We start from the raw sequence: 19055 nt of genomic DNA, 5'->3' as shown, positions 1-19055 counted from the left end.
CTTGTCGCGCCCTCAGGAATTCGCTTCCCACGGATTGACACAGCGGACGCCGAGCGCCTCTTCGAACCACCGGCGCAGGACTCCACCTTGCGCCGGGTCGGATCGCTCCCGGGCGACCGCACCTCGCTCGATCTCGGCGATGGTCAGTGCTGTCACGAACTGACTGGCAACCGGCACGGACTCCGCCCAAGCCTCGACCGACCGATGATGCTGCTCGGCACGCGCCCGCAGGGCAGCCTTGGCCGTCCATCCAGAACGTTCATGCCAGGAGCGCATCGAGACGCTCGTAGCCTTCGCGGACGCCGGTCTCCATACCGCTCTCGACCATGCCGTTTCGAGCCTCGAGACTCGGGTAGACCGCGTGCGATTCGATACGTGTACGGCCGTCACCGAGGTCGACGAGTGCCATCGACTCGATGCTGACCGTGTCGGGAAACTCTTCGTACTCGAACGTCTGGATGACGAATTCGTTCTCGCGGACCACGTGGTACACGCCGTTGAATGCGTACTCCTCACCCTGCGGGTCGCGGTGGATGTAGCGGTAGCGGCCTCCCGTCGTGAAGTCGTATTCGTCGACCTTCATCTCGTACCCGTTGGGCCCGAGCCACTGCTTGACGAGTTCGGGATCGGCGTGGGCCCGGAAGACATCGGCCACGGGAGCGTCCACCTCACGGGTGATGTCGATGAACGGTACGCCCTCCGGGGCGTTGATGATTACAGGGTTGGTGCTCATTGCTTCGTCTCCTTCAGGGTGTTCAACACGTTGTCGAGCTTTCGAAACTGCTGCTCACTGACGAGTCGGTACCTGTCGATCCACGCAGTGAGATCTTCGAGTCGTGCCGCGTTCAGGTGCACCAGTCGACGTTGGGCGTCCCGGCTTCGAGTGACGATGCCCGCCTCCGGCCTATGCCGACTGGCTGTACCGCTCGGTTTCGGCTGCGAGCCGTTCCTCGTACGCGCCTGCCAACTCGTGCAGCCCGTGCGAACAATCGCCGGTGAAGGCCGGGGCGTGCATGGACGCCAGAGTCAGCGGCTCCAACTCTGCGAGACCCCGGATCGTGGGGGCCAAGGCGGGCGTCAAGCACGTCGGGTGCGCCAGGTCCTCTGCCGCGAGCGCCGGTCCGACGATCTCGCCCCCCGTGGTCGGTGGATTCCGACCGAACGTGGTGAACAGATCACCGCAGAACAGAGTCCGTGTCGTTTCCTCGAACATCAGCCCGGCGTCCCAACCGTGCGGAACGTGCGGGGTATCGAGATGGCGGACCCGGCGCGCACCGGTGTCGATCACATCGCCGTCGTTCAGCGGACGCGGCGGCCTGTCCGCCAGGTCGTTGACTTGCACGAAGCACCCCATTGCCCCATGCGCGACGACGGCGTTCGGAGCCGCTGCCAGCCATGAGTTCATCGAGCCGCACTCGTCGGCTTCGACATGCCCGAATGTGATCCACCGCAGTTTCTCCACGGGCATCAGCCGAGCGATCGCCGCCGACACCGATGGGAACAGCGCGCGCTGACCGGTATGAAACAGCAGCGGCTCGTCACCGTCCACGAGGAACTGGCCCATCACCAGGTTCGCCTCTTCCACGTACGTGGACAGCCGATAGATGTCCGCGCCGATCTCGGTGATTGTGGTTTCCATCGCCGTCTCCGCTCGCGCAAGGGTGTCGTGATCCAGCGTTCTCCCACCTACACCCGGACGCAAGAGTGATCAGGCAGCGACAGCCCGGTGATCTTGCCCGAGGACACCGTCGACCACTCGGTAGACGGTGTCCATCCGGCCGAGATGAGCCTGATCGTGGGTAACCAGCAAGGTTGCCGTGTCGTGCTCACGAACGACGCCGAGGATGAGTTCGATGATGGCCGCACCACGTTCCTGGTCGAGCGCGGAGGTCGGCTCGTCGATCACCAGCAGCGCAGGATCGTTCATGAGTGCGCGAGCGATGTTCACACGCTGACGTTGACCACCGGACAGCTGCGACGGACGCTTGGCGGCGTGATCGGCCAGTCCTACCGCGTCGAGCAGGTCCATCGCCTTCTCGCGGGTCGCCTGGCGCACCCTGCGCGGCGTGAAGATGCGCTGCCCCAGGTGCGACATCGTCTCGAGCTGCTCGAGCGCGGTCAGAGACGACACCAGATTGGACTGCTGGAACACGATGCCGATGTTGCTGCGCCGCAACCGCGAAGCGTCACCACGGTTCAGAGCGGCAATGTCCGTCGCGCTGTCGGAGGTACGCAGCAGCACACGTCCGGAATCGGGACGGATCAGCGTCGAGGCCACCGCCAGCAGCGTGGACTTGCCGGAGCCCGACGGCCCCGTGATGGCCGCGATCTCACCCCGACCGAGCCGCAGCGACACCCGGTCGAGTGCGGTGATGCGGCTCTGCCCGTCGGGGAAGGTGAGAGTGACGTTGTCGAGTTCGAGAACAGTTCTGTTGACGCTCATCGTGAACCTCCGAGTGCGGTGAGGGGATCTGTGGTGGACAGGAAGCGCAGCGCGAACGCGGCGCCGAGAAGGCCGAGTCCGATCAGTGCCGCGGCGGGCACCAACGTCGTGGAAGCGTCGAGAACGAATGGCATCGCATCACCGATGAGGCTGCCCACCACTGCGGTGATTCCGATACCGACCGACACACCGGCGAGCAGCACGATCAGCGCCTGTCCGAGCGCATCTCTGATCAGTGACGACGTGGACGCCCCCAACGCCTTCAAGGTGGCGATGTCGGGTGTGCGCTGAATGGTCCAGACGGTGAAGAAAGCGCCGATCACCAGTGCGGAGATCGCGAACAGCATCAGCGTCATGAGGGTCAGCGAGCCGTTCTCCGACTTGTACGAGCCGATCGCATTCAACGAGTCCCCGACGGTCATCGACGTCGTCGCGGCCGCACTGTTCGCCGCGTCGGCGTCATGGATACCACTCACCGCCAGGACGGTGGCCTCACCGGCACGGGGGTTGCTGTGTTGCCAATCGGCGAGGGTCATCCACACGACGGGGGTGTGGCTGTACCAATCGTCTCCCGTGACCGCACCGACGGTGAAATTCTCGGCACCGATGGCCAGCGCGTCTCCGGCAGTAGCGTCCAGGTCCTTCGCGGCACCTGCGCTGAGCACCACTGTGCCCGGCGTCGTGGGTGTGCGGTCACCGAAGCCGGCGTCCGCGCCGAACAGGGCTACCGACTTCTGAAGACCGTCTGCGGCTCCTGCCTTGCCCCGCCCGATACCGATGGGGGCAACACTGTCGGCGTGGCGGTTCCAGGCGGCGATCTGCTCGGCGGACAAGGTGGATTCGTCGAACGAGGGCTCGGCACCGTTGTCGGCGAGCACCAAGCGGTCTGCCGAGACGGATTCGATCGCGGATATGTTCTGGTGACCCAAACCTGCCGTCAGTCCGCTGAGGAAGCTGACCAGCAGCGCCACCAGCAGGACGACGATCGAGATGAGCGCAAAGCGACCCCGCGCGGCGCGTAAATCTCTCCATGCGACGAACACGACAAAAATTCCTCCTTCGACACCACCCTTGTGGCTTCGGTATCCACCATCGCGTGATTCGTGGTCCGTTCCATCGCACGTCGGATGGGGTTTTCGGTCTCGAAGGTTGGGGGTCGGATTACAACTTTCGATGGATGCCGAAGGCGTGGCCGTGGCTAAGCTGGGCGGGATGCACCGATCACCCCTGACGCCTGTTTTCGCGGGCCTGCAACTGAGCATGCATGTTCTGGTGGGCACGCTCACTGCTGTCGTCTTCCTGCGCGCGGTGCTGCTCGATGCCCCGCACAAAGTTCCCGTCGCGGTGCTGTCGGTGCTCTTCATCGTCGGCTATCTCTTCGGGCTCACTCGGCACTGGCGCGGAGCGAAGATGCACGTGTGGCTTGCCGGCGGCACTCTCGTATGGCTGGCTCTGATGTGCCTCGCACCCGATGCCGCCTACATCGCGTTCGGCATGTTCTTCCTGTACCTGCATCTGCTGCGCCCGCCGTGGAGCCTGCTCGGCGTCACTTTCGCCACGGCGGTGGCTGTGGTCGGGACTGCCGCCCATCGCGGCTGGTCGGTGGCCGGTGTCGTGGGTCCCGTGATCGGTGCTTGCGTGGCCGTGGCGATCGGACTCGGCTACCAGGCGCTGTATCGAGAAGCGGCGGAACGGGAACGGGAGTCCGCGGAACGTCAACGGCTGATCGACGAGTTGATGAGCACCCGCGAAGAGCTTGCGGCACAAGAACGCAACGCCGGGGTTCTGGCCGAGCGCGAAAGACTTGCCCGGGAAATCCACGACACCGTTGCCCAGGGGCTTTCGAGCATCCAGATGCTTCTGCACGCCGCCGAACGCGCAGCGCCGGACCACCCTGCCCTGGATCGGATTCACCAGGCGCGTGACGCCGCCGCGGACAGCCTTGCCGAAACCCGGCAGTTGATCGGCGATCTCACCCCCGCCGCACTGGACGGCCAGTCCCTGGCAGAGGCGCTCCGGCGCATCTGCGAACGCGCGAACAGCGACACCCTGCACGCGGAGGCCGTCATCGAGGGCGACGCCGTTCGTCTGCCCATGCCGCTCGAGGCTGCCCTGGTCCGGATCGCTCAGGGCGCGGTGTCCAACACTGCGCGTCACGCGAACGCATCCCGCATGGCCGTGACGCTCACCTACGCTCCCGACGTGGTCAGCCTGGACATCGTCGACAACGGCGACGGATTCGACGTCGACGTGCTGCGCCAGGGTCCGGCGCAATCCTTCGGCCTGAACGCAATCCGTCGCAGGGTCGAGATGCTGCACGGGACGATGAACGTCGAATCGGAACCGGGGCTGACCGCAGTTGCCGTGACGTTTCCTCTCGCCGACACCCACCCTCTCGCCGACACCCCGGAGGTGCCCGCATGATCAGCCTTCTCCTTGCGGACGATCACGCCATCGTTCGCGCGGGCCTGCGAGCACTCCTCGACGGCGAGGCCGATGTCGAGGTCGCCGGTGAGGCGGCCACTGCCGAGGACGCCGTGGCATTCTGCGCCACCACCGCCGTCGACCTGGTCCTGATGGACCTGCGTTTCGGGTCGGGACAGTCGGGGGTCGACGCCACCCGCGCACTCAAATCGCTCCCCGAAGCTCCCCACGTACTCGTGGTCACCAACTACGACACCGACGCCGACATCCTGAGCGCTGTCGAGGCCGGGGCAAGCGGATACCTCCTCAAGGACACCCCACCGACCGAACTGCTCGCCGCTGTGCGCAGCGCCGCGGCCGGTGAGAGTGTTCTGTCGCCCGCCATCGCCTCCAAGCTGATGACGCGGGTGCGTAAACCGGAGACGAGTCTGAGCCCACGCGAAATCGAGGTACTGCGCCTGGTGGCGTCCGGCAGCTCGAACCGTGACATCGGCAGAGCGCTGTTCCTGTCGGAAACCACCATCAAGTCCCATCTCGTCCACATCTTCGGGAAGCTGGGCGTGAAGTCCAGGACGTCCGCTGTTGCGCGAGCACGCGAGCTGGGAGCGATCTGACCGAGCAGCGGTCCTGCCGGCCGCGAACGGCCAACCTGTAACAAGACCGGCAGGGACGGCGAGTTACAGTTACGCACGTCACCGGCTATACGTAAACCGAAGGATCGAGCATGGCAATCGCGAGCAATACCGGGCGCAGCAATGTCGCAATGTTGGGAATCGGCGCATACCGACCCAAGCGTCTGGTGAGTAACGACGAGGTCTGCGAGGTTCTCGACTCTTCCGACGAGTGGATCTACGAGCGGAGCGGTATCCGGAACCGTCGGTGGATCAGTGGAGACGAATCAGCCAGGTCGATCGCCAAGGCCGCCGGTGAGCGTGCCATCGCGAACTCCGGAATCCCGAAAGAGAAGATCGGCGCCCTCATCCTGGCCAGCAGCAGCTGGAAGACCAAGATCCCGCACGGTGGCCCCGTCGTCGCCTACGACCTGGGCATCAACGGCATCCCCGCCTACGACATCGGTGCAGGGTGTGGCGGGTTCGGCTACGGACTCGGCGTTGCCGCGGACACCGTGCGCGCCGGATCGGCGGAGTATGTGCTGGTCATCGGCATGGAGACCATGTCGGTGGTGATGGATCCGACCGACCGTGGAACGGCCTTCATCTTCGGTGACGGTGCAGGTGCCGTCGTGGTCGGGCCCAGCGAGGAAAACGGTATCTCCCCCACCGTCTGGGGCAGCGACGGCGAAAACTCATCGGCAATCGGGCAGAACTACGACATCCCCGAGTACATGGACCTCGCACAGGAGATGCAGCACAAGGATCCCGCCACCGACCCGATCGACCGTATGGTGGTCACGATGGAAGGCCCCCGTGTCTTCCGCTGGGCGGCCATCACCCTGCCCAAGGCACTCGGTGAGGTCATCGAGCTCGCCGGCATCGACAAGTCGGAGATCGACGTCTTCGTCCCGCACCAGGCCAACGCCCGCATCAACGACCTGATGGCCAAGAACCTGGGACTGTCCGACGACATTCCGGTGGCCAACGACATCGAGAACACCGGAAACACCTCGGCGGCCTCGATCCCGTTGGCCATGGAGGAAATGCTTGCCACGGGCAAGGCCAAGGGTGGCCAGACCGCACTCGTCCTCGGATTCGGTGCGGGCCTGAGCTACGCAGGCGCCGTGGTGACGCTGCCGCCCGCACCCAAGATCACCAGCTTCGACGACCTGGACTGATCCGAAGGGGCGGCACTCGGGTGCCGCCCCTTTCGGGTCTATGTTCGGGTGCGTGTACCGCATCGCGCGTGAGCGGGTGAGGGTGAATCGATGGCGGGCGCCGCGCCGCCCTGATCGTGGACCACAACGATCAACGTCGCCCGAACCTGTGAGATCGACCGTACGCGGTGTGGGGTGTTCGAGTCGAAGTACAGACTGTCCCCCTCGTCCAGGGTGATGACCTGGTTCGGGATACTGACCTCGACGGTCCCCGATCTAACGAATATGAACTCTTCTCCGGGATGCTCCATGTAATCCGATCCCGGTTCCGTCGTCGGGTGAACGACGAACGGTTGCATCGACTTTCTGATCATCTGCGTGGCAATCGCGTCATAGACCGCGGTATCGCCGGGGGCATCGTTCGCGATGCCGACTCGCTGCGTCCGCCGTTCCACCGTCATCGCCGTCTCGTCCAGGCCGTCGGAGAACAACTGACTCACGTCGGTGTTCAAGGCCCGTGCAATCTTCAGGGCGACCGCGATCGACGGGGTGTTGAGCCCCCGCTCCACCTTGGACAGATAGCTCTTCGTCAGCCCTGTGCTCTGAGCCAGTGACTCCAGCGTCAGTCCAGCCCTGCGTCGGTGAGACCTGAGAAACGCCACCACTGCCCTGTTACTCCCTTTTTCGAGCATCCCTTCGGTGCCTCAAAACCTACAACAAGCTGCCACGGTTTCATGAATGACACCTTGTGTCCTATCCTATACACAGTGTCATTCAACGGAGGAGGAAACTTCGATGGCAAATACGATGAGTCTCGGCAAGGCCGAGCTGATGGCCACCGCGAAGAACGCGATGCTCACCCACATACCCGAAGGGCACTGGACGGACCGCCAGAAGATCGCTCTGACCTGCCGGGCCCTCTTCGACGCCGGCCACGATTCCGGACTCGCAGGCCAGATCTCAGCGCGCAGCGACGCGCCCGGAACCTTCTTGACACAGCAGCTCGGTCTCGGCTTCGACGAGATCACCGAAGACAATCTTCTGGTCGTGGACGAAGATCTCGATGTTCTCAGTGGTGACGGTATGGCGAACCCTGCCAACCGCTTTCACAGCTGGATCTATCGAGCCCGACCCGATGTGAACTGCATCGTGCACACACATCCGCTCCATGTCACAGCACTGTCCATGCTCGAAGTTCCCCTTCAGGTCTCGCAAATGGACATGGCCCCGCTCTACGACGATTGCGCGTTCCTCCCTGATTGGCCTGGCGTTCCCGTAGGAAACGAGGAAGGTGAGATCATCTCGGCCGCCCTGGGCGACAAGCGGGCGATTCTGCTCGCACATCACGGACAGCTGGTGGTCGGAGCCACGATCGAGGAAGCATGCACCCTCGCGCATCTGATCGAGCGGGCGGCCCGCTTGCAGCTCCTCGCGATGGCCGCCGGCGAGATACAGCCGCTGCCTCCGCGCCTGGCCCGAGAGGCCCACGACTGGACACTGACGCCGCGCCGTTGCGAAGCGAACTTCGCCTACTACGCACGCAAGGCGTTGCGTTCGCACCCCGGCGCGATCGCGGCCGACTGAGTCGCGACAGACCCGCACCCTCACACAACACCGGGAGACCCATCCATGCCCAATACTTCTGTATCCAACACAATTTCCGGCATCGTCGCCTACCCCGTCACCCCGTTCGATGGTGACGACAGCGGTATCGACGTAGCAGTCTTGCATCGCTTACTGGATCGCATGATCGGCGCCGGTGTCGACGCGATCGCACCACTCGGCAGCACCGGTGAGGCGGCGTACCTCTCCAACGCGGAGTGGATCACCGTCGCGACCGAATCCATCCAGCACGTCGATGGCCGCGTGCCCACCGTCGTCGGAGTCTCGGACCTCACGACATCAGGCACCGTCCGCCGCGCGCAGATCGCCGAACGCCTCGGGGCAACGGCCGTGATGGCCCTGCCCATGTCGTACTGGCGCCTCACCGAAGAGGAGGTGCGAGTGCACTTCACGACACTCGCCGAATCCATCGGAATCCCCGTCATGGTCTACAACAACCCGGCCACCACGGGAATCGACATGAAGCCGGAGTTCTTGTTCGACCTCGTGCGCAACGTCGAGAACATCACCATGGTCAAGGAATCGAGCGGCGATATCTCACGCATGCACCGGCTGCGGGACCTGAGCGGCGGCGACCTTCCCTTCTTCAACGGCAGCAACCCCCTGGCACTGGAGGCATTCCGCGCCGGCGCCGCCGGGTGGTGTTCGGCAGCACCATGTCTGATCCCCGATCGGATCGTCGAATTTCACCGCGCAGTGGCGGCCGGCGAAAATGAGCACGCGGAAGAGATGTTCGCTCGACTGAAGCCGTTTCTGGAGATGATCGTGGCCCGCGGGCTGCCCACGACCATCAAATCCGGACTGCGCAGCATCGGAATGGACGCCGGGGTCCCACGTCGCCCCCTACTCCTGCTCGAAGAGCCCGAAACGCAGAAGCTGAGCCAACTCATCGCCGACTGCTGACCCGGCGGTCACTCCTCGTCAGGGTGCTGGTGGAGGTGGATCAGACTCAGCGCCAATCCACCCCACAGCACGAGGAGTGCAACGATCATCATCACGATTGCTGTAGCGCTCACGAGCTCTCACCGGCCTTCTCTGTATCGGATGCGTTCGCGCCGTCGGATGCGTTGTCGCCATCCGGTATGCGCTCGAGATCGGCATCGCTGCGGCGCCACGGCGTGAACGTCAGCAGAATCGCGACTACCACGATGCCTGCCTGCACCACCCATCCGAACGTCGTGACCAACCCGGTCGGCAATCCGCCGTAACCGTCGTTGATTCGACTGACAACCTCACTGATCAGCATGTACGCAAGCACGATGGGTGTGATCACGCCGATGAACACACGCCAGACGATACCGATCTTGAACGAGGACACCGCGTTGAGATGATTCTGCATCTCCGGAAGGCGACGCAGAACCCACGTCACGGTCACGACGGCGACGAGGGACACCGAGACGATGCCGATGTTGTTGGCGAAGTTGTCCACGATGTCGAGGACGTTCAGACCCGTCGTGGTCGGGAACAGCAGCAGCGACACGATCGTCGCGGCACCACCGACGCCGACCACGGCCGGCACGCGGCCGATTCCGAGCTTGTCCTGCACGGCCGCCACACACACCTGGACGATGCTGATCAGTGACGTGAAACCGGCGAACAGCAGCGATGCGAAGAACAGGAAGCCGAAGAACGGGCCGCCCGGCATGTTCGAAATGATGGTCGGGAACGCGATGAACGCGAGGCCGATGCCACTGTCGACCACCTCGTCGACCGGGACCGCGGCGATCGTCGCCATGTACCCGAGCGTGGCGAACACACCGATACCGGCGAGGATCTCGAAGCTGCTGTTGGTGAAGCCCACCACCAGGCCGGAGCCTGTGAGGTTGGTCTTGCGCTTGAGGTACGACGAGTAGGTGATCATGATGCCGAAGCCCACGGACAGTGAGAAGAAGATCTGCCCATAGGCGGCGATCCACACACTGCTGTCGGTCAACGCGGACCAGTCGGGCGTGAAGAACGCATCGAGACCGACACCGGCCCCCTCGAGGAACAGAGCACGCACCACCAGGATCGCGAAGAGGACCACCAGCACCGGAACGAAGAACTTGGCGGAGGCGCCGATGCCCTTCTGGACACCGAACCCGAGGATGACCAAAGTGGCGATCCACACCAGCAGCAACGGGATCGCAACGCCCGGAACGAAATCGAGACCGAAATTGGATGTGGTGTCCTGTTTCAGGAACTCCGACATGAAGAAGCCGCCGGGATCGTCACCCCACTCCTCGGTGAACGAGAAGAACAGGTACCGCAGCGCCCACGCGATGATGACCGCGTAGTACACGGCGATGACGAAGCAGATTCCCACCTGCCACCAGCCGATGAACTCCGTGCGCTTCTTCAGGCGGCGGAAAGAGAGCGGCGGCGACGCTCGGAACTTGTGCCCGATCGCGTAATCCAGGAACAGCAAGGGGATGCCCGCCGTCAGCAACGCGATCAGGTACGGGACGATGAACGAGCCGCCGCCGTTCGTGTACGCCACGTACGGGAATCGCCAGATGTTGCCCAGGCCGACGGCCGAACCGATTGCAGCCAGAATGAAGACGGTGCGGCCGGACCACACCTCACGCTTTACTTCGGTCGTATCTGCCACTGCGGAGATGCCTTCCCTCTCGTCGCCGAACCGGAAATCGAATTGTCCGACCCCGGAACGATAGCGACTGGCGGCCTCAGCCGTGGCATCTTCGCGTCGAGCGTGTCCCTACCGGCCGGGCAACCACTTCAGGGCCTTGACGAAGTGCGGCATGACCTTTGCCCACAGCTTCGGCGACAGCCCACGCGGTCCGCCGAGGTTGAGGATGCGCGTGGTGGCGACGGTCTGCTGCTCGGTGTACTTGATCAACCCGTCGGGTCCGTGGCGACGGCCCACGCCGGAGACGCCCATTCCGCCCATCGGGGCACCGGTGCTGCCCCAGGCGGGGGCATAGCCCTCGTCTACGTTCACGGTGCCGGCGTGAACCCGGGTCGCGATGGCCTCACCCTCGGCCTTGCTACCCGCCCACACGCTGGCATTGAGGCCGTATTCGGTGTCGTTGGCACGCTCGATGGCCTCGTCGACGTTCTTGACCGGGTAGATCGACACGAGCGGTCCGAACGTCTCGTTTCGGTAGCACTCGGCGTCCTCGGGAACGTCGGTGATCAGTGTCGGCTCGTAGAAGAGGGGGCCGAGGTCGGGGCGGGCCTTGCCGCCGGCCAGCACTGTTGCACCCTTGGCCACGGCGTCGTCGACGTGGCCGGACACGGTCTTGACCTGATCCTCGGACACGAGGCTGCCCATCTCGATGCCGAACTCGTAGCCGGGGGCCAGCGACATGTTGCGGACCCGGTCACCGAACATGCGGGTGAACTCGGGCGCGATCGATTCTTCGACGTAGATCCGCTCGACCGAGATGCACAGCTGACCGGAGTTGGAGTAGCACGCACGCACGGCGGCATCGGTGACCTCTCGCAGGTTCGCTCCTGCGGCCACGATCATCGGGTTCTTGCCACCGAGCTCGGCGGAGAAGCCGATGAGACGGCGGCCGGCCTGCTCGGCGAGGAGCTTGCCCGTTGCCGTGGAACCGGTGAACATCAGGTACTCGGTGTTCTCGACGAGCGCGGTCCCGACGACCGAACCCGGACCCGGTACGACGGCGAACAGATCCCGCGGCAGGCCTGCCTTGTACAGCAGTTCGGCGCAAGCCAATGCGCAGTACGGGGTTTGGCTGTCGGGCTTGATCACGACTGCATTGCCCGCGAGGATCGCTGCGATCGCATCGGATACGGCCAGTGTCATCGGGTAGTTCCACGGCGAGATGACGCCGACGACACCCTTGGGGTGATACCGAACCATGGTCTTGGTCAGGACCGGCAACATGCCGGTCACCCGGCGCGGACGCAGCAGCTTGGGTGCCACCCGCGCGTAGTGACGGGCCGTCATCGCTATGTCGAGGACTTCCTCCTGGGCGGCGGCGCGGGACTTGCCCGTCTCGGCCTGCGCCATGTCCATGAGCGCGTCACGATTCTCCAGCACCAGGTCGTGGTAGCGGTCGAAGATCTCAGCGCGATCGGCGACGGGACGCTTGACCCATTCCGCCTGTGCGACCCGGGCGCGAGCGATGGCGGCCTTCGCGTCGTCGGCAGTGCCGACGGGAACGGTGGTCAGCTCGTTCCCGGTGAACGCCTCGACGATCGACCGAGTCGGACGGTCGGCGGCGTCGGGAATTGCGATCAGTTCGGAAAGACGCGCGAACGTCGCGGCAGACGGAGCAGGCATCGGACACCCCTACTGGTGAGTAGTTCTTGGAGTTACACACAACCTACCTGCTACGTGCCTCACTTCACAGCCGCGATGAACAGTGAGATGTACTGGGACTACGCTCACAGCTATGGCACTCATTCATGCGTCCGAGGAAGTCGTCGACAACGCCCTGATCGAGAATCGATCACCATCGGTGGCGCACTTGTTCGTCGATCGTGTTGCAAAAACCCCTAACGGCGAGGCGTTCCGGTACCCCGCGGGCGAGGGTTGGGCGAGTGTCACATGGGCCGAAACGGGCACCCGCGTGTCGCGTCTGGCCGCCGGATTGATCGCACTCGGCGTGAACGCCGAAGATCGCGTCGCCCTGGCCTCGTCCACGCGCTACGAGTGGGTACTCGCCGACCTCGCGGTGATGTGCGCCGGAGCGGCCACGACGACCGTCTACCCGACCACCACCGCACCGGACGTGGCGTTCATCGTCTCGAACTCCGGCAGCCGAATCGTGTTCGCCGAGGACGAATCGCAGGTCGCGAAGCTACGCGCACATCGCGACGAACTCCCCGACGTGATGAAAGTGATCCTGGTGGACGGCACCCCGTCCGACAACTCCGACGAGTGGGTCATCACGCTCGCGGATCTGGACAAGCTCGGCTCCGAGCACCTGACCGAGAACCCGGATTCCGTCGAGAGTCGCATCGCCACGATCACCCCCGATCACCTGGCGACCTTGATCTACACGTCCGGCACCACGGGTAAACCGAAGGGCGTGCGTCTGCCGCACTCGGCATGGACCTACGAAGCTGCGGGTATCGCCTCCGTCGACATCCTCGGTCCGGACGACGTGCAGTACCTGTGGCTGCCGCTGTCGCACGTCTTCGGCAAAGTGCTGCTCACCCTTCCGCTGCAGATCGGATTCTGCACTGCCGTGGACGGCCGCGTCGACAAGATCGTCGAGAATCTCCCCGGGGTCAAGCCCACCTTCATGGGCGCCGCACCGCGCATCTTCGAAAAGGTGTATGCGAAAATCGTGGCCACCATTCGCGAAGAGGGCGGTATCAAGGAGAAGATCTTCGACTGGGCCATCGGGGTCGGACTCGAGGTCTCGCGTGCGAAGCAGGACGGCAAGAGTCCGTCGGCCGTGCTGTCGGTGAAGCAGAAAATCGCAGACCGTCTCGTGTTCACCACCATTCGTGACCGCTTCGGCGGCCGGTTGAAGTTCTTCATCTCCGGTTCTGCCGCCCTCGACAAAGACGTCGCCCAGTGGTTCGACGCCATCGGCATCGTGGTGCTCGAGGGGTACGGACTGTCCGAGACCAGCGCCGCCACGTTCGTGAACCGGCCGTCCGCCTACAAGTTCGGCACCGTCGGCTGGCCCGTTCCGGGCACGAAGGTGCGCATCGCCGAGGACGGTGAGGTGCTCGTCCAGGGTCCCGGCGTGATGAGCGGATACCACGAGAACCCGGAGGCCACCGCCGAATCCCTAACCGACGACGGCTGGTTCCACACCGGCGACATCGGTGAAGTCGACGACCGGGGCTTCCTGAAGATCACCGACCGCAAGAAGGACATGTTCAAGACGTCCAACGGCAAGTACGTTGCACCGTCCGCGGTCGCCGCCACCTTCAAGGGCATCTGCCCGTTCGTCGGCGAGATCATCGTCAACGGTGAGAACAAGTCGTACTGCGTGGCTCTGATCAGCCTCGACGCCGAAGCCATCACCGAGTGGGCAGAGAAGAACGGCATGGCCGGAAAGTCGTTCGCCGAGATCGCGGGAGCGGAAGCCACCCACGACCTCATGAGCGGCTACGTCGACGAACTGAATGCCGGACTCAACCGCTGGGAACAGGTGAAGAAGTTCCGCATCCTGGACCGCGAGCTGACCGTCGAGGCCGGCGAGATCACCCCCAGCATGAAGCTCAAGCGCAAGGTCGTCATCAACAACTTCTCGGACGAGATCGCAGATCTCTACAACTGACTTGACCCTCACGCGGCGTGAGGCACCACGGTGGTCTCTGTGAGCGAGAAACATACGGTCGGCGTGGTCGCCAACCTTGTCGGAGTGAGCGTGCGAACCCTGCACCACTACGACGACATCGGGTTGGTGACCCCGTCCGGCCGCACAGCAACCGGTTACCGCAGCTACTCGAGTGCTGACGTAGAACGTCTGCACCAGGTGCTGCTGTACCGCGAGCTGGGGTTTCGGCTCGAGGAGATCGCGACCCTCCTCGACGATCCGTCCGTCGACGCCATGGCGCACCTGCGCCGACAGCTCGAACTGCTCGGCGAACGGATCGATCGCTTGCATCGAATGGCCGCGGCCGTAGAGAAGATGATGGAGGCGAGAACTGTGGGCAACCAGCTGACCCCGGAAGAGCAGCGCGAAATTTTCGGCGACGACTGGCCCGCCGAGGAGTACGCAGCCGAGGCCGAAGACCGGTGGGGCACCACCGACGAGTGGAAGCAGTCCCAGGAGCGGACCGCCACGTTCACGAAAGCTGACTGGCAGAAGGTCAAGGACGACATGGACGCCTTGAACGCGAAGCTGGCGGCAGGATTGACCGGTGGAGTGCAGCCGGGTTCGGACGAGGCGAACACCCTGGCCGAGGATCACCGCGCCAGCATCGAGCAGTTCTACGACTGCGGTTACGACATGCAAGTGTGCCTCGCCCAGATGTACATCCAGGACGAACGGTTCACCAAGACGTACGACGACGTCGAGCCGGGCCTCGCCCAGTTCGTCCGCGACATCATCGTCGCGAACGCCGAGCAGAAGCGCCGGTAACGGTCGTGGGCAGCGAGGGTGCGCGGGTTCACATCCCCCGCGCACCCTCGCTGCCTATTCTGGGGGTATGTCCGCAACGCAGCGCCCCAACTTTCCGCAGTATGTCGGGTATCTGTTCGGCAGGACCCTTCCGGATTCGATGCAGGACTGGGTCCGTGACGATCTGGTCGGTCCCGGCGCTTCGGTCCGCTACATCATCCGTTTCACCTTGCCTGCAGCGGCGCTGCTGGCACTGTTCCTGTTGATGCCGGGGCCGATCTGGGTTCCGTTGTCGATGATGGCGTTGCTGATCATGCCGCTGCTGTACTTCGCGGTGGCACTGCAAGGCATCTACCGGCGCCACCGGCTGCTCAGTCATGGACTCGACCCCGATCTGATGGGCGAGAAGGCGCAGCGAAAGGCAGACCGCACACGCGCCGACTACGAGCGACGCCACGGCCGTCCGGTCGACTGAGAGCCGGCGATAAACTGGCAGGCATGACCGAACCAGTAGCGACAGCCGACCTGGCCGACGAAATCGGCCCCGAGATCCGCAGCTGCGATACGCAGTTCATCCGGTTCGGAGGCCGGGATGTTTTCGCAGGCCCCATCACCACCATCAAGTGCTTCCAGGACAACCTGCTGGTCAAGCAGACCCTCAGTGAGCCTGGAAACGGCGGCGTTCTCGTCGTCGACGGCGACGCGAGCATCCACACCGCCCTCGTCGGTGACGTCATCGCGGGCCGCGGTGTCGACAACGGTTGGGCCGGTGTCATCATCAACGGCGCAGTCCGGGACTCGGCGATCCTGAAGACGCTCGACATCGGTGTGAAGGCACTGGGTACCAACCCGCGCAAGAGCACTCAGACCGGTTCGGGTGAGAAGAACGTTCCCATCGAAATCGGTGGCGTCACGTTCAACCCGGGCGAAACCGTCTACAGCGACCAGGACGGCGTCGTCGTTCGCTGAATCCCCCTCTCTTTGTCCCGGCGAATGTCACACACGTTCAGCTCACGCGAACGTGTGTGACATTCGTTGGGGTGGTCAGGGGACTTCCGACGCCACCTTCGCCGTCATGCCACCGATTTCGACGACGTCTCCGCTACGTAACTGCCGGCCGCGACGCGTCTCGACCTCCCCGTTCACCGACACCAATCCGTCGGCAATCACTTCTTTCGCTTCCGCACCCGATTCGATGAGATTCGCCAGTTTCAGAAACTGACCCAGGCGGATCGACTCGTCGCGGATCGGGACATCTTCGGGAGCAGACACGGGTTCATCATCCCACGCGTTCGAAAACTGGCGTCTCGGCACAGAATGGACCGAATTTCTCGTGCGGCGGGGCCAATGGCAAGTGGCACTATCCAACCTATTGTTCTGGAGGAATCAGTGACCGTGATCACATGCAGCCCCTAGGAAGTTCATGATCAACGAAGCCCGACAGCGTGGCCACCTCCCGACAGCAGTCGATCGCCAGGAGATCCGCAGCACCAGCGTGCAATCGCACATTCTGGCCAATACGCTGCGTCTGACCGTCCGTCCGGTCATCTCACTGTGGGCCAAAGCCTCGACGCTCCCATGGCCGATGAGGGTCGTCGACTACGTGAGCACCCGGGTACACCCACCCCTCGACGGAACCCGCATCCACACGATCCTGCTCGACCGCTGCCGGGCTCATTTGGTCGATACCGACAACACGCCGAGTGGTCCGGGCGACGAACGCGTCGTCCTCTACCTGCGCGGCGGCGCCTTCCTCCTGCCCGGAGTCGGCACCCACCGTCGGCTGGTCTCCCGCATCTCGGCCTCGGCTGCGGCTCCGGTCCTGATGGTCGACTACCGAACGCTGCCAGATCACAGCATTTGCGACGCCGTCGACGACGGGGTCAGCGGCTACCGCTGGATGCTGTCGCAGGGATACCGCCCCGACCAGATCGTCATCGCCGGCGACTCCGCCGGCGGCTACCTGTCGTTCATGGTCTCGCTCGCTCTCCGTGACCAGGGACTGCCCGGACCGGCCGGAATCGTGGCGCTTTCCCCTCTCACCGAGATCGACCCGGCCCGTAAGGCCGAGCACCGTAATTCCGATCGTGACGCCATGTTCCCGGTTCACGCACTCGACGCTCTCTCGCGGATCTCCGAACGCGTCGATTCCCAGTCGAGTCCGGTGCGCCCGGAGCGGATCTGCCCGATAAACAACGATCTGCGAGGCCTGCCGCCGGTACTGATCCAGGTCGGATCGCACGAACTTCTATTGCCCGATTCCGAGCTGATGGCCGACCGGCTCGCGGAAGCGGGAGTCCCCTGCGAGCTTCAGGTTTGGCGTCGCCAGGTCCACGTGTTCCAGGCTGCCGCCGACCTCGTGCCGGAAGGGCAACGCGCCATCGACGAAGTTGCCTACTTCATCAAGACCGCGAAACCACAGCCGCTGCGAGCCGTCCGTTAGCTGCGAATGTTCGAGGCGGGCCGCACGATCAGACTCCGCGCTGGTTCGCCGTTCCTGCCTCGAACACCGCTGCGCCGAGCCACTGACACAGCGCCAACGCGATCTCGAGGTCGAGGCGACCGTCACGGAGCTTGCGCCCGAGTTGCCCCTCCGCCTTACGGAGCCGATACACCACCGAATTCCTGTGCATGCTCATCTGGTCCGCGGTGGCGGTGTAGCTCGCACCGTTCGCGAAGAACACGCGGATCGTCTCGCGCAACCGCTCGCTCGCCGAATCGTCCACGGCCAACGGGCCGAGGACGTCGCACACCCAGTTTCGGGTCGCCGGCAGGTCCGCACACATCAATGCGATTGCTCCGGCCTCCGCACTCGAAACCAACAGTGGGCTGCGACGCGCCGAACGCCGCCCGACCACCTCCACCAACATCGCCTGCTCGTGAGAGCGCCGGAAACCTGCCACCCCCTCGGCCGGTGCCCCGACCGTGACCCTTACCGGTTTCTCCCACCCCGTCACGATCGTCCGAATGTCGGTGATGTCGACGTCGGGGCCGGCCGCCAGCCACGCCCACACCTCGTTGTTCGCCCGAGACAGAACCAGGGGCGGCGCCGCACATTCCAACCGATCCGAGAGTTCGACGAACGAACGCTCGAGGAAGGCGTTGGCGTCCTTGCCGGACTCGACCGGATCGGTCCAGCTTGTGAAGGCCAGGTGCCACTGCCCGAGCCGATATCCCAGGGTGAGCTCGAGGGCGGCGGGGTCCGGCACCGGGCCGGACAGAAGCTGTCCGACGCAGGCCTCGCGGGACGCGCTGCTGCGCCGCATCCACAGCTCACGCTCGGCGTGGTACGCCGCCGCGAGCACATCGGCCACCCGGTCCCCGTAGGCGCCGCTGTTGCTCATGATCAGAACCGCTGCCTGTGCGATCACCGACGCGTCCTCGGTGAGCAACTCCATCTGTTCGAGACACCACCGCATCACCGTGTCGGTGGCCAAGCGGTTCGCCCGTTCCATGACGGCGGGCGGGACACCACGCTGCGCCAGTCGCCGCGCGTGCTCGACGGCAATCGCTGGAACCTCGGCACGTCCGGCGTCGATCCGATGCTGCAGAATCTGACGAGTCACTGCCAGGGCCTCCACCGTGGCGGCGGCCTGCATCGTGGCAATGTGCGGGTCCCGGGCATCCTCGATCTCGGTAGTCAACCGGTCGATCACCCGTGCCTCGAGAGCGCCACTCTGCGCCTCCATCGCCGACGCGAGAGCAACGACAAGTTCCTGCGCAGCCGACGACGAGTCACCCGAGGATTCCATGTTGCAGCTTTCCTTCACGCCCGACCATGTGGCCTGATCCAGCC

At 64.3% G+C, this 19055-nt stretch carries 21 protein-coding genes and 1 pseudogene; 10 read left to right on the top strand and 12 right to left on the bottom strand.

Annotation, left to right across the window (positions count from 1 at the left end):
- Window positions 1–12: 12 nt before the first annotated feature.
- The 6 genes and pseudogenes from ACZI8Q_RS03600 to ACZI8Q_RS03575 form a co-directional block, all read right to left on the bottom strand.
- Window positions 13–276, bottom strand: a complete 264-nt coding sequence (locus ACZI8Q_RS03600) for a PIN domain-containing protein (protein ID WP_463372128.1) — start codon at window positions 274–276, stop codon at window positions 13–15.
- Window positions 260–733, bottom strand: a complete 474-nt coding sequence (locus tag ACZI8Q_RS03595; RefSeq protein WP_463372127.1) for an SRPBCC family protein — start codon at window positions 731–733, stop codon at window positions 260–262. The genes ACZI8Q_RS03600 and ACZI8Q_RS03595 overlap by 17 nt, the downstream gene beginning before the upstream one ends.
- A pseudogene (locus ACZI8Q_RS03590) lies at window positions 730–897 on the bottom strand (ArsR family transcriptional regulator); the annotation flags it as partial. The pseudogene ACZI8Q_RS03590 and the gene ACZI8Q_RS03595, both read right to left, overlap by 4 nt.
- A gap of 7 nt (window positions 898–904) precedes the next feature.
- Window positions 905–1639, bottom strand: coding sequence for an oxygen-binding di-iron domain-containing protein (locus tag ACZI8Q_RS03585; RefSeq protein WP_463372126.1), 735 nt, complete (start codon window positions 1637–1639; stop codon window positions 905–907).
- 69 nt (window positions 1640–1708) lie between these two features.
- Window positions 1709–2443: an ABC transporter ATP-binding protein gene (locus ACZI8Q_RS03580; RefSeq protein ID WP_463372125.1), complete on the bottom strand. Its 735-nt coding sequence runs from the start codon at window positions 2441–2443 to the stop codon at window positions 1709–1711.
- Window positions 2440–3486, bottom strand: coding sequence for an ABC transporter permease (locus ACZI8Q_RS03575; RefSeq protein WP_463372124.1), 1047 nt, complete (start codon window positions 3484–3486; stop codon window positions 2440–2442). Before ACZI8Q_RS03575 ends, ACZI8Q_RS03580 begins: the two co-directional genes overlap by 4 nt.
- A gap of 169 nt (window positions 3487–3655) precedes the next feature.
- Here ACZI8Q_RS03575 and ACZI8Q_RS03570 point away from each other — a divergent pair, with 169 nt between their 5' ends.
- The 3 genes from ACZI8Q_RS03570 (at window position 3656) to ACZI8Q_RS03560 (ending at window position 6659) form a co-directional block, all read left to right on the top strand.
- Complete coding sequence (locus tag ACZI8Q_RS03570; protein WP_463372123.1) at window positions 3656–4867, top strand: sensor histidine kinase; 1212 nt, start codon at window positions 3656–3658, stop codon at window positions 4865–4867.
- The gene (locus tag ACZI8Q_RS03565) at window positions 4864–5481 is read left to right on the top strand and encodes a response regulator (RefSeq protein WP_463372122.1); all 618 of its coding nucleotides are present in this window, start codon (window positions 4864–4866) and stop codon (window positions 5479–5481) included. Before ACZI8Q_RS03570 ends, ACZI8Q_RS03565 begins: the two co-directional genes overlap by 4 nt.
- 110 nt (window positions 5482–5591) lie before the next feature.
- Window positions 5592–6659, top strand: coding sequence for a beta-ketoacyl-ACP synthase 3 (locus ACZI8Q_RS03560; RefSeq protein ID WP_463372121.1), 1068 nt, complete (start codon window positions 5592–5594; stop codon window positions 6657–6659).
- A gap of 38 nt (window positions 6660–6697) precedes the next feature.
- Here ACZI8Q_RS03560 and ACZI8Q_RS03555 read toward each other — a convergent pair whose 3' ends face one another.
- A complete protein-coding gene (locus ACZI8Q_RS03555) occupies window positions 6698–7303 on the bottom strand; it encodes a helix-turn-helix domain-containing protein (protein WP_463372120.1) in 606 nt (201 codons plus the stop codon).
- 130 nt (window positions 7304–7433) lie between these two features.
- Between ACZI8Q_RS03555 and ACZI8Q_RS03550 the strand changes: the two genes are divergently transcribed.
- Together ACZI8Q_RS03550 and ACZI8Q_RS03545 are read left to right on the top strand one after the other, a co-directional pair.
- Entirely contained in the window at window positions 7434–8222 is a 789-nt protein-coding gene (locus ACZI8Q_RS03550) for an aldolase (protein WP_463372119.1), read from the top strand.
- 45 nt (window positions 8223–8267) lie between these two features.
- Window positions 8268–9164: a dihydrodipicolinate synthase family protein gene (locus ACZI8Q_RS03545; protein WP_463372118.1), complete on the top strand. Its 897-nt coding sequence runs from the start codon at window positions 8268–8270 to the stop codon at window positions 9162–9164.
- An 8-nt stretch (window positions 9165–9172) separates the two neighbouring features.
- Here ACZI8Q_RS03545 and ACZI8Q_RS03540 read toward each other — a convergent pair whose 3' ends face one another.
- The 3 genes from ACZI8Q_RS03540 to ACZI8Q_RS03530 all read right to left on the bottom strand — a co-directional run bounded on the left by ACZI8Q_RS03540 (window position 9173) and on the right by ACZI8Q_RS03530 (window position 12513).
- Window positions 9173–9277 (bottom strand): methionine/alanine import family NSS transporter small subunit, encoded by a 105-nt coding sequence (locus ACZI8Q_RS03540; RefSeq protein WP_463372117.1) that lies wholly within the window; start codon window positions 9275–9277, stop codon window positions 9173–9175.
- Window positions 9274–10851 (bottom strand): sodium-dependent transporter, encoded by a 1578-nt coding sequence (locus ACZI8Q_RS03535; protein WP_463372116.1) that lies wholly within the window; start codon window positions 10849–10851, stop codon window positions 9274–9276. The genes ACZI8Q_RS03540 and ACZI8Q_RS03535 overlap by 4 nt, the downstream gene beginning before the upstream one ends.
- 108 nt (window positions 10852–10959) lie before the next feature.
- The gene (locus ACZI8Q_RS03530; protein ID WP_463372115.1) at window positions 10960–12513 is read right to left on the bottom strand and encodes a succinic semialdehyde dehydrogenase; all 1554 of its coding nucleotides are present in this window, start codon (window positions 12511–12513) and stop codon (window positions 10960–10962) included.
- A 112-nt stretch (window positions 12514–12625) separates the two neighbouring features.
- On the opposite strand from ACZI8Q_RS03530, the gene ACZI8Q_RS03525 reads away from it, so the two are divergent.
- The 4 genes from ACZI8Q_RS03525 to rraA all read left to right on the top strand — a co-directional run bounded on the left by ACZI8Q_RS03525 (window position 12626) and on the right by rraA (window position 16228).
- A complete protein-coding gene (locus ACZI8Q_RS03525; protein ID WP_463372114.1) occupies window positions 12626–14473 on the top strand; it encodes an AMP-dependent synthetase/ligase in 1848 nt (615 codons plus the stop codon).
- Between the two features lie 39 nt (window positions 14474–14512).
- A complete protein-coding gene (locus ACZI8Q_RS03520; RefSeq protein WP_463372113.1) occupies window positions 14513–15280 on the top strand; it encodes a MerR family transcriptional regulator in 768 nt (255 codons plus the stop codon).
- Window positions 15281–15347: 67 nt separating this feature from the next.
- Window positions 15348–15734 carry a DUF5313 family protein gene (locus tag ACZI8Q_RS03515; RefSeq protein WP_463372112.1) on the top strand — a complete coding sequence of 129 codons (387 nt, stop codon included), beginning with the start codon at window positions 15348–15350 and terminating at the stop codon, window positions 15732–15734.
- A 23-nt stretch (window positions 15735–15757) separates the two neighbouring features.
- The gene (gene rraA, locus ACZI8Q_RS03510) at window positions 15758–16228 is read left to right on the top strand and encodes a ribonuclease E activity regulator RraA (RefSeq protein ID WP_463372111.1); all 471 of its coding nucleotides are present in this window, start codon (window positions 15758–15760) and stop codon (window positions 16226–16228) included.
- A gap of 75 nt (window positions 16229–16303) precedes the next feature.
- On the opposite strand, the gene ACZI8Q_RS03505 is transcribed toward rraA, so the two are convergent.
- The gene (locus ACZI8Q_RS03505; RefSeq protein ID WP_463372110.1) at window positions 16304–16531 is read right to left on the bottom strand and encodes an RNA-binding S4 domain-containing protein; all 228 of its coding nucleotides are present in this window, start codon (window positions 16529–16531) and stop codon (window positions 16304–16306) included.
- Window positions 16532–16682: 151 nt separating this feature from the next.
- Between ACZI8Q_RS03505 and ACZI8Q_RS03500 the strand changes: the two genes are divergently transcribed.
- Entirely contained in the window at window positions 16683–17702 is a 1020-nt protein-coding gene (locus tag ACZI8Q_RS03500; protein WP_463372109.1) for an alpha/beta hydrolase, read from the top strand.
- Between the two features lie 28 nt (window positions 17703–17730).
- Here the strand turns inward: ACZI8Q_RS03500 and ACZI8Q_RS03495 are convergent, their stop codons facing one another.
- On the bottom strand, window positions 17731–19011 hold the full coding sequence (locus tag ACZI8Q_RS03495; protein ID WP_463372108.1) for a PucR family transcriptional regulator: 1281 nt from the start codon (window positions 19009–19011) through the stop codon (window positions 17731–17733).
- Window positions 19012–19055 lie beyond the last annotated feature (44 nt).

This window comes from Rhodococcus quanlei (genome assembly GCF_055231015.1).
Note: the sequence above shows the minus strand (reverse complement) of the source record. Positions and strands in the feature narration are given on the sequence as shown.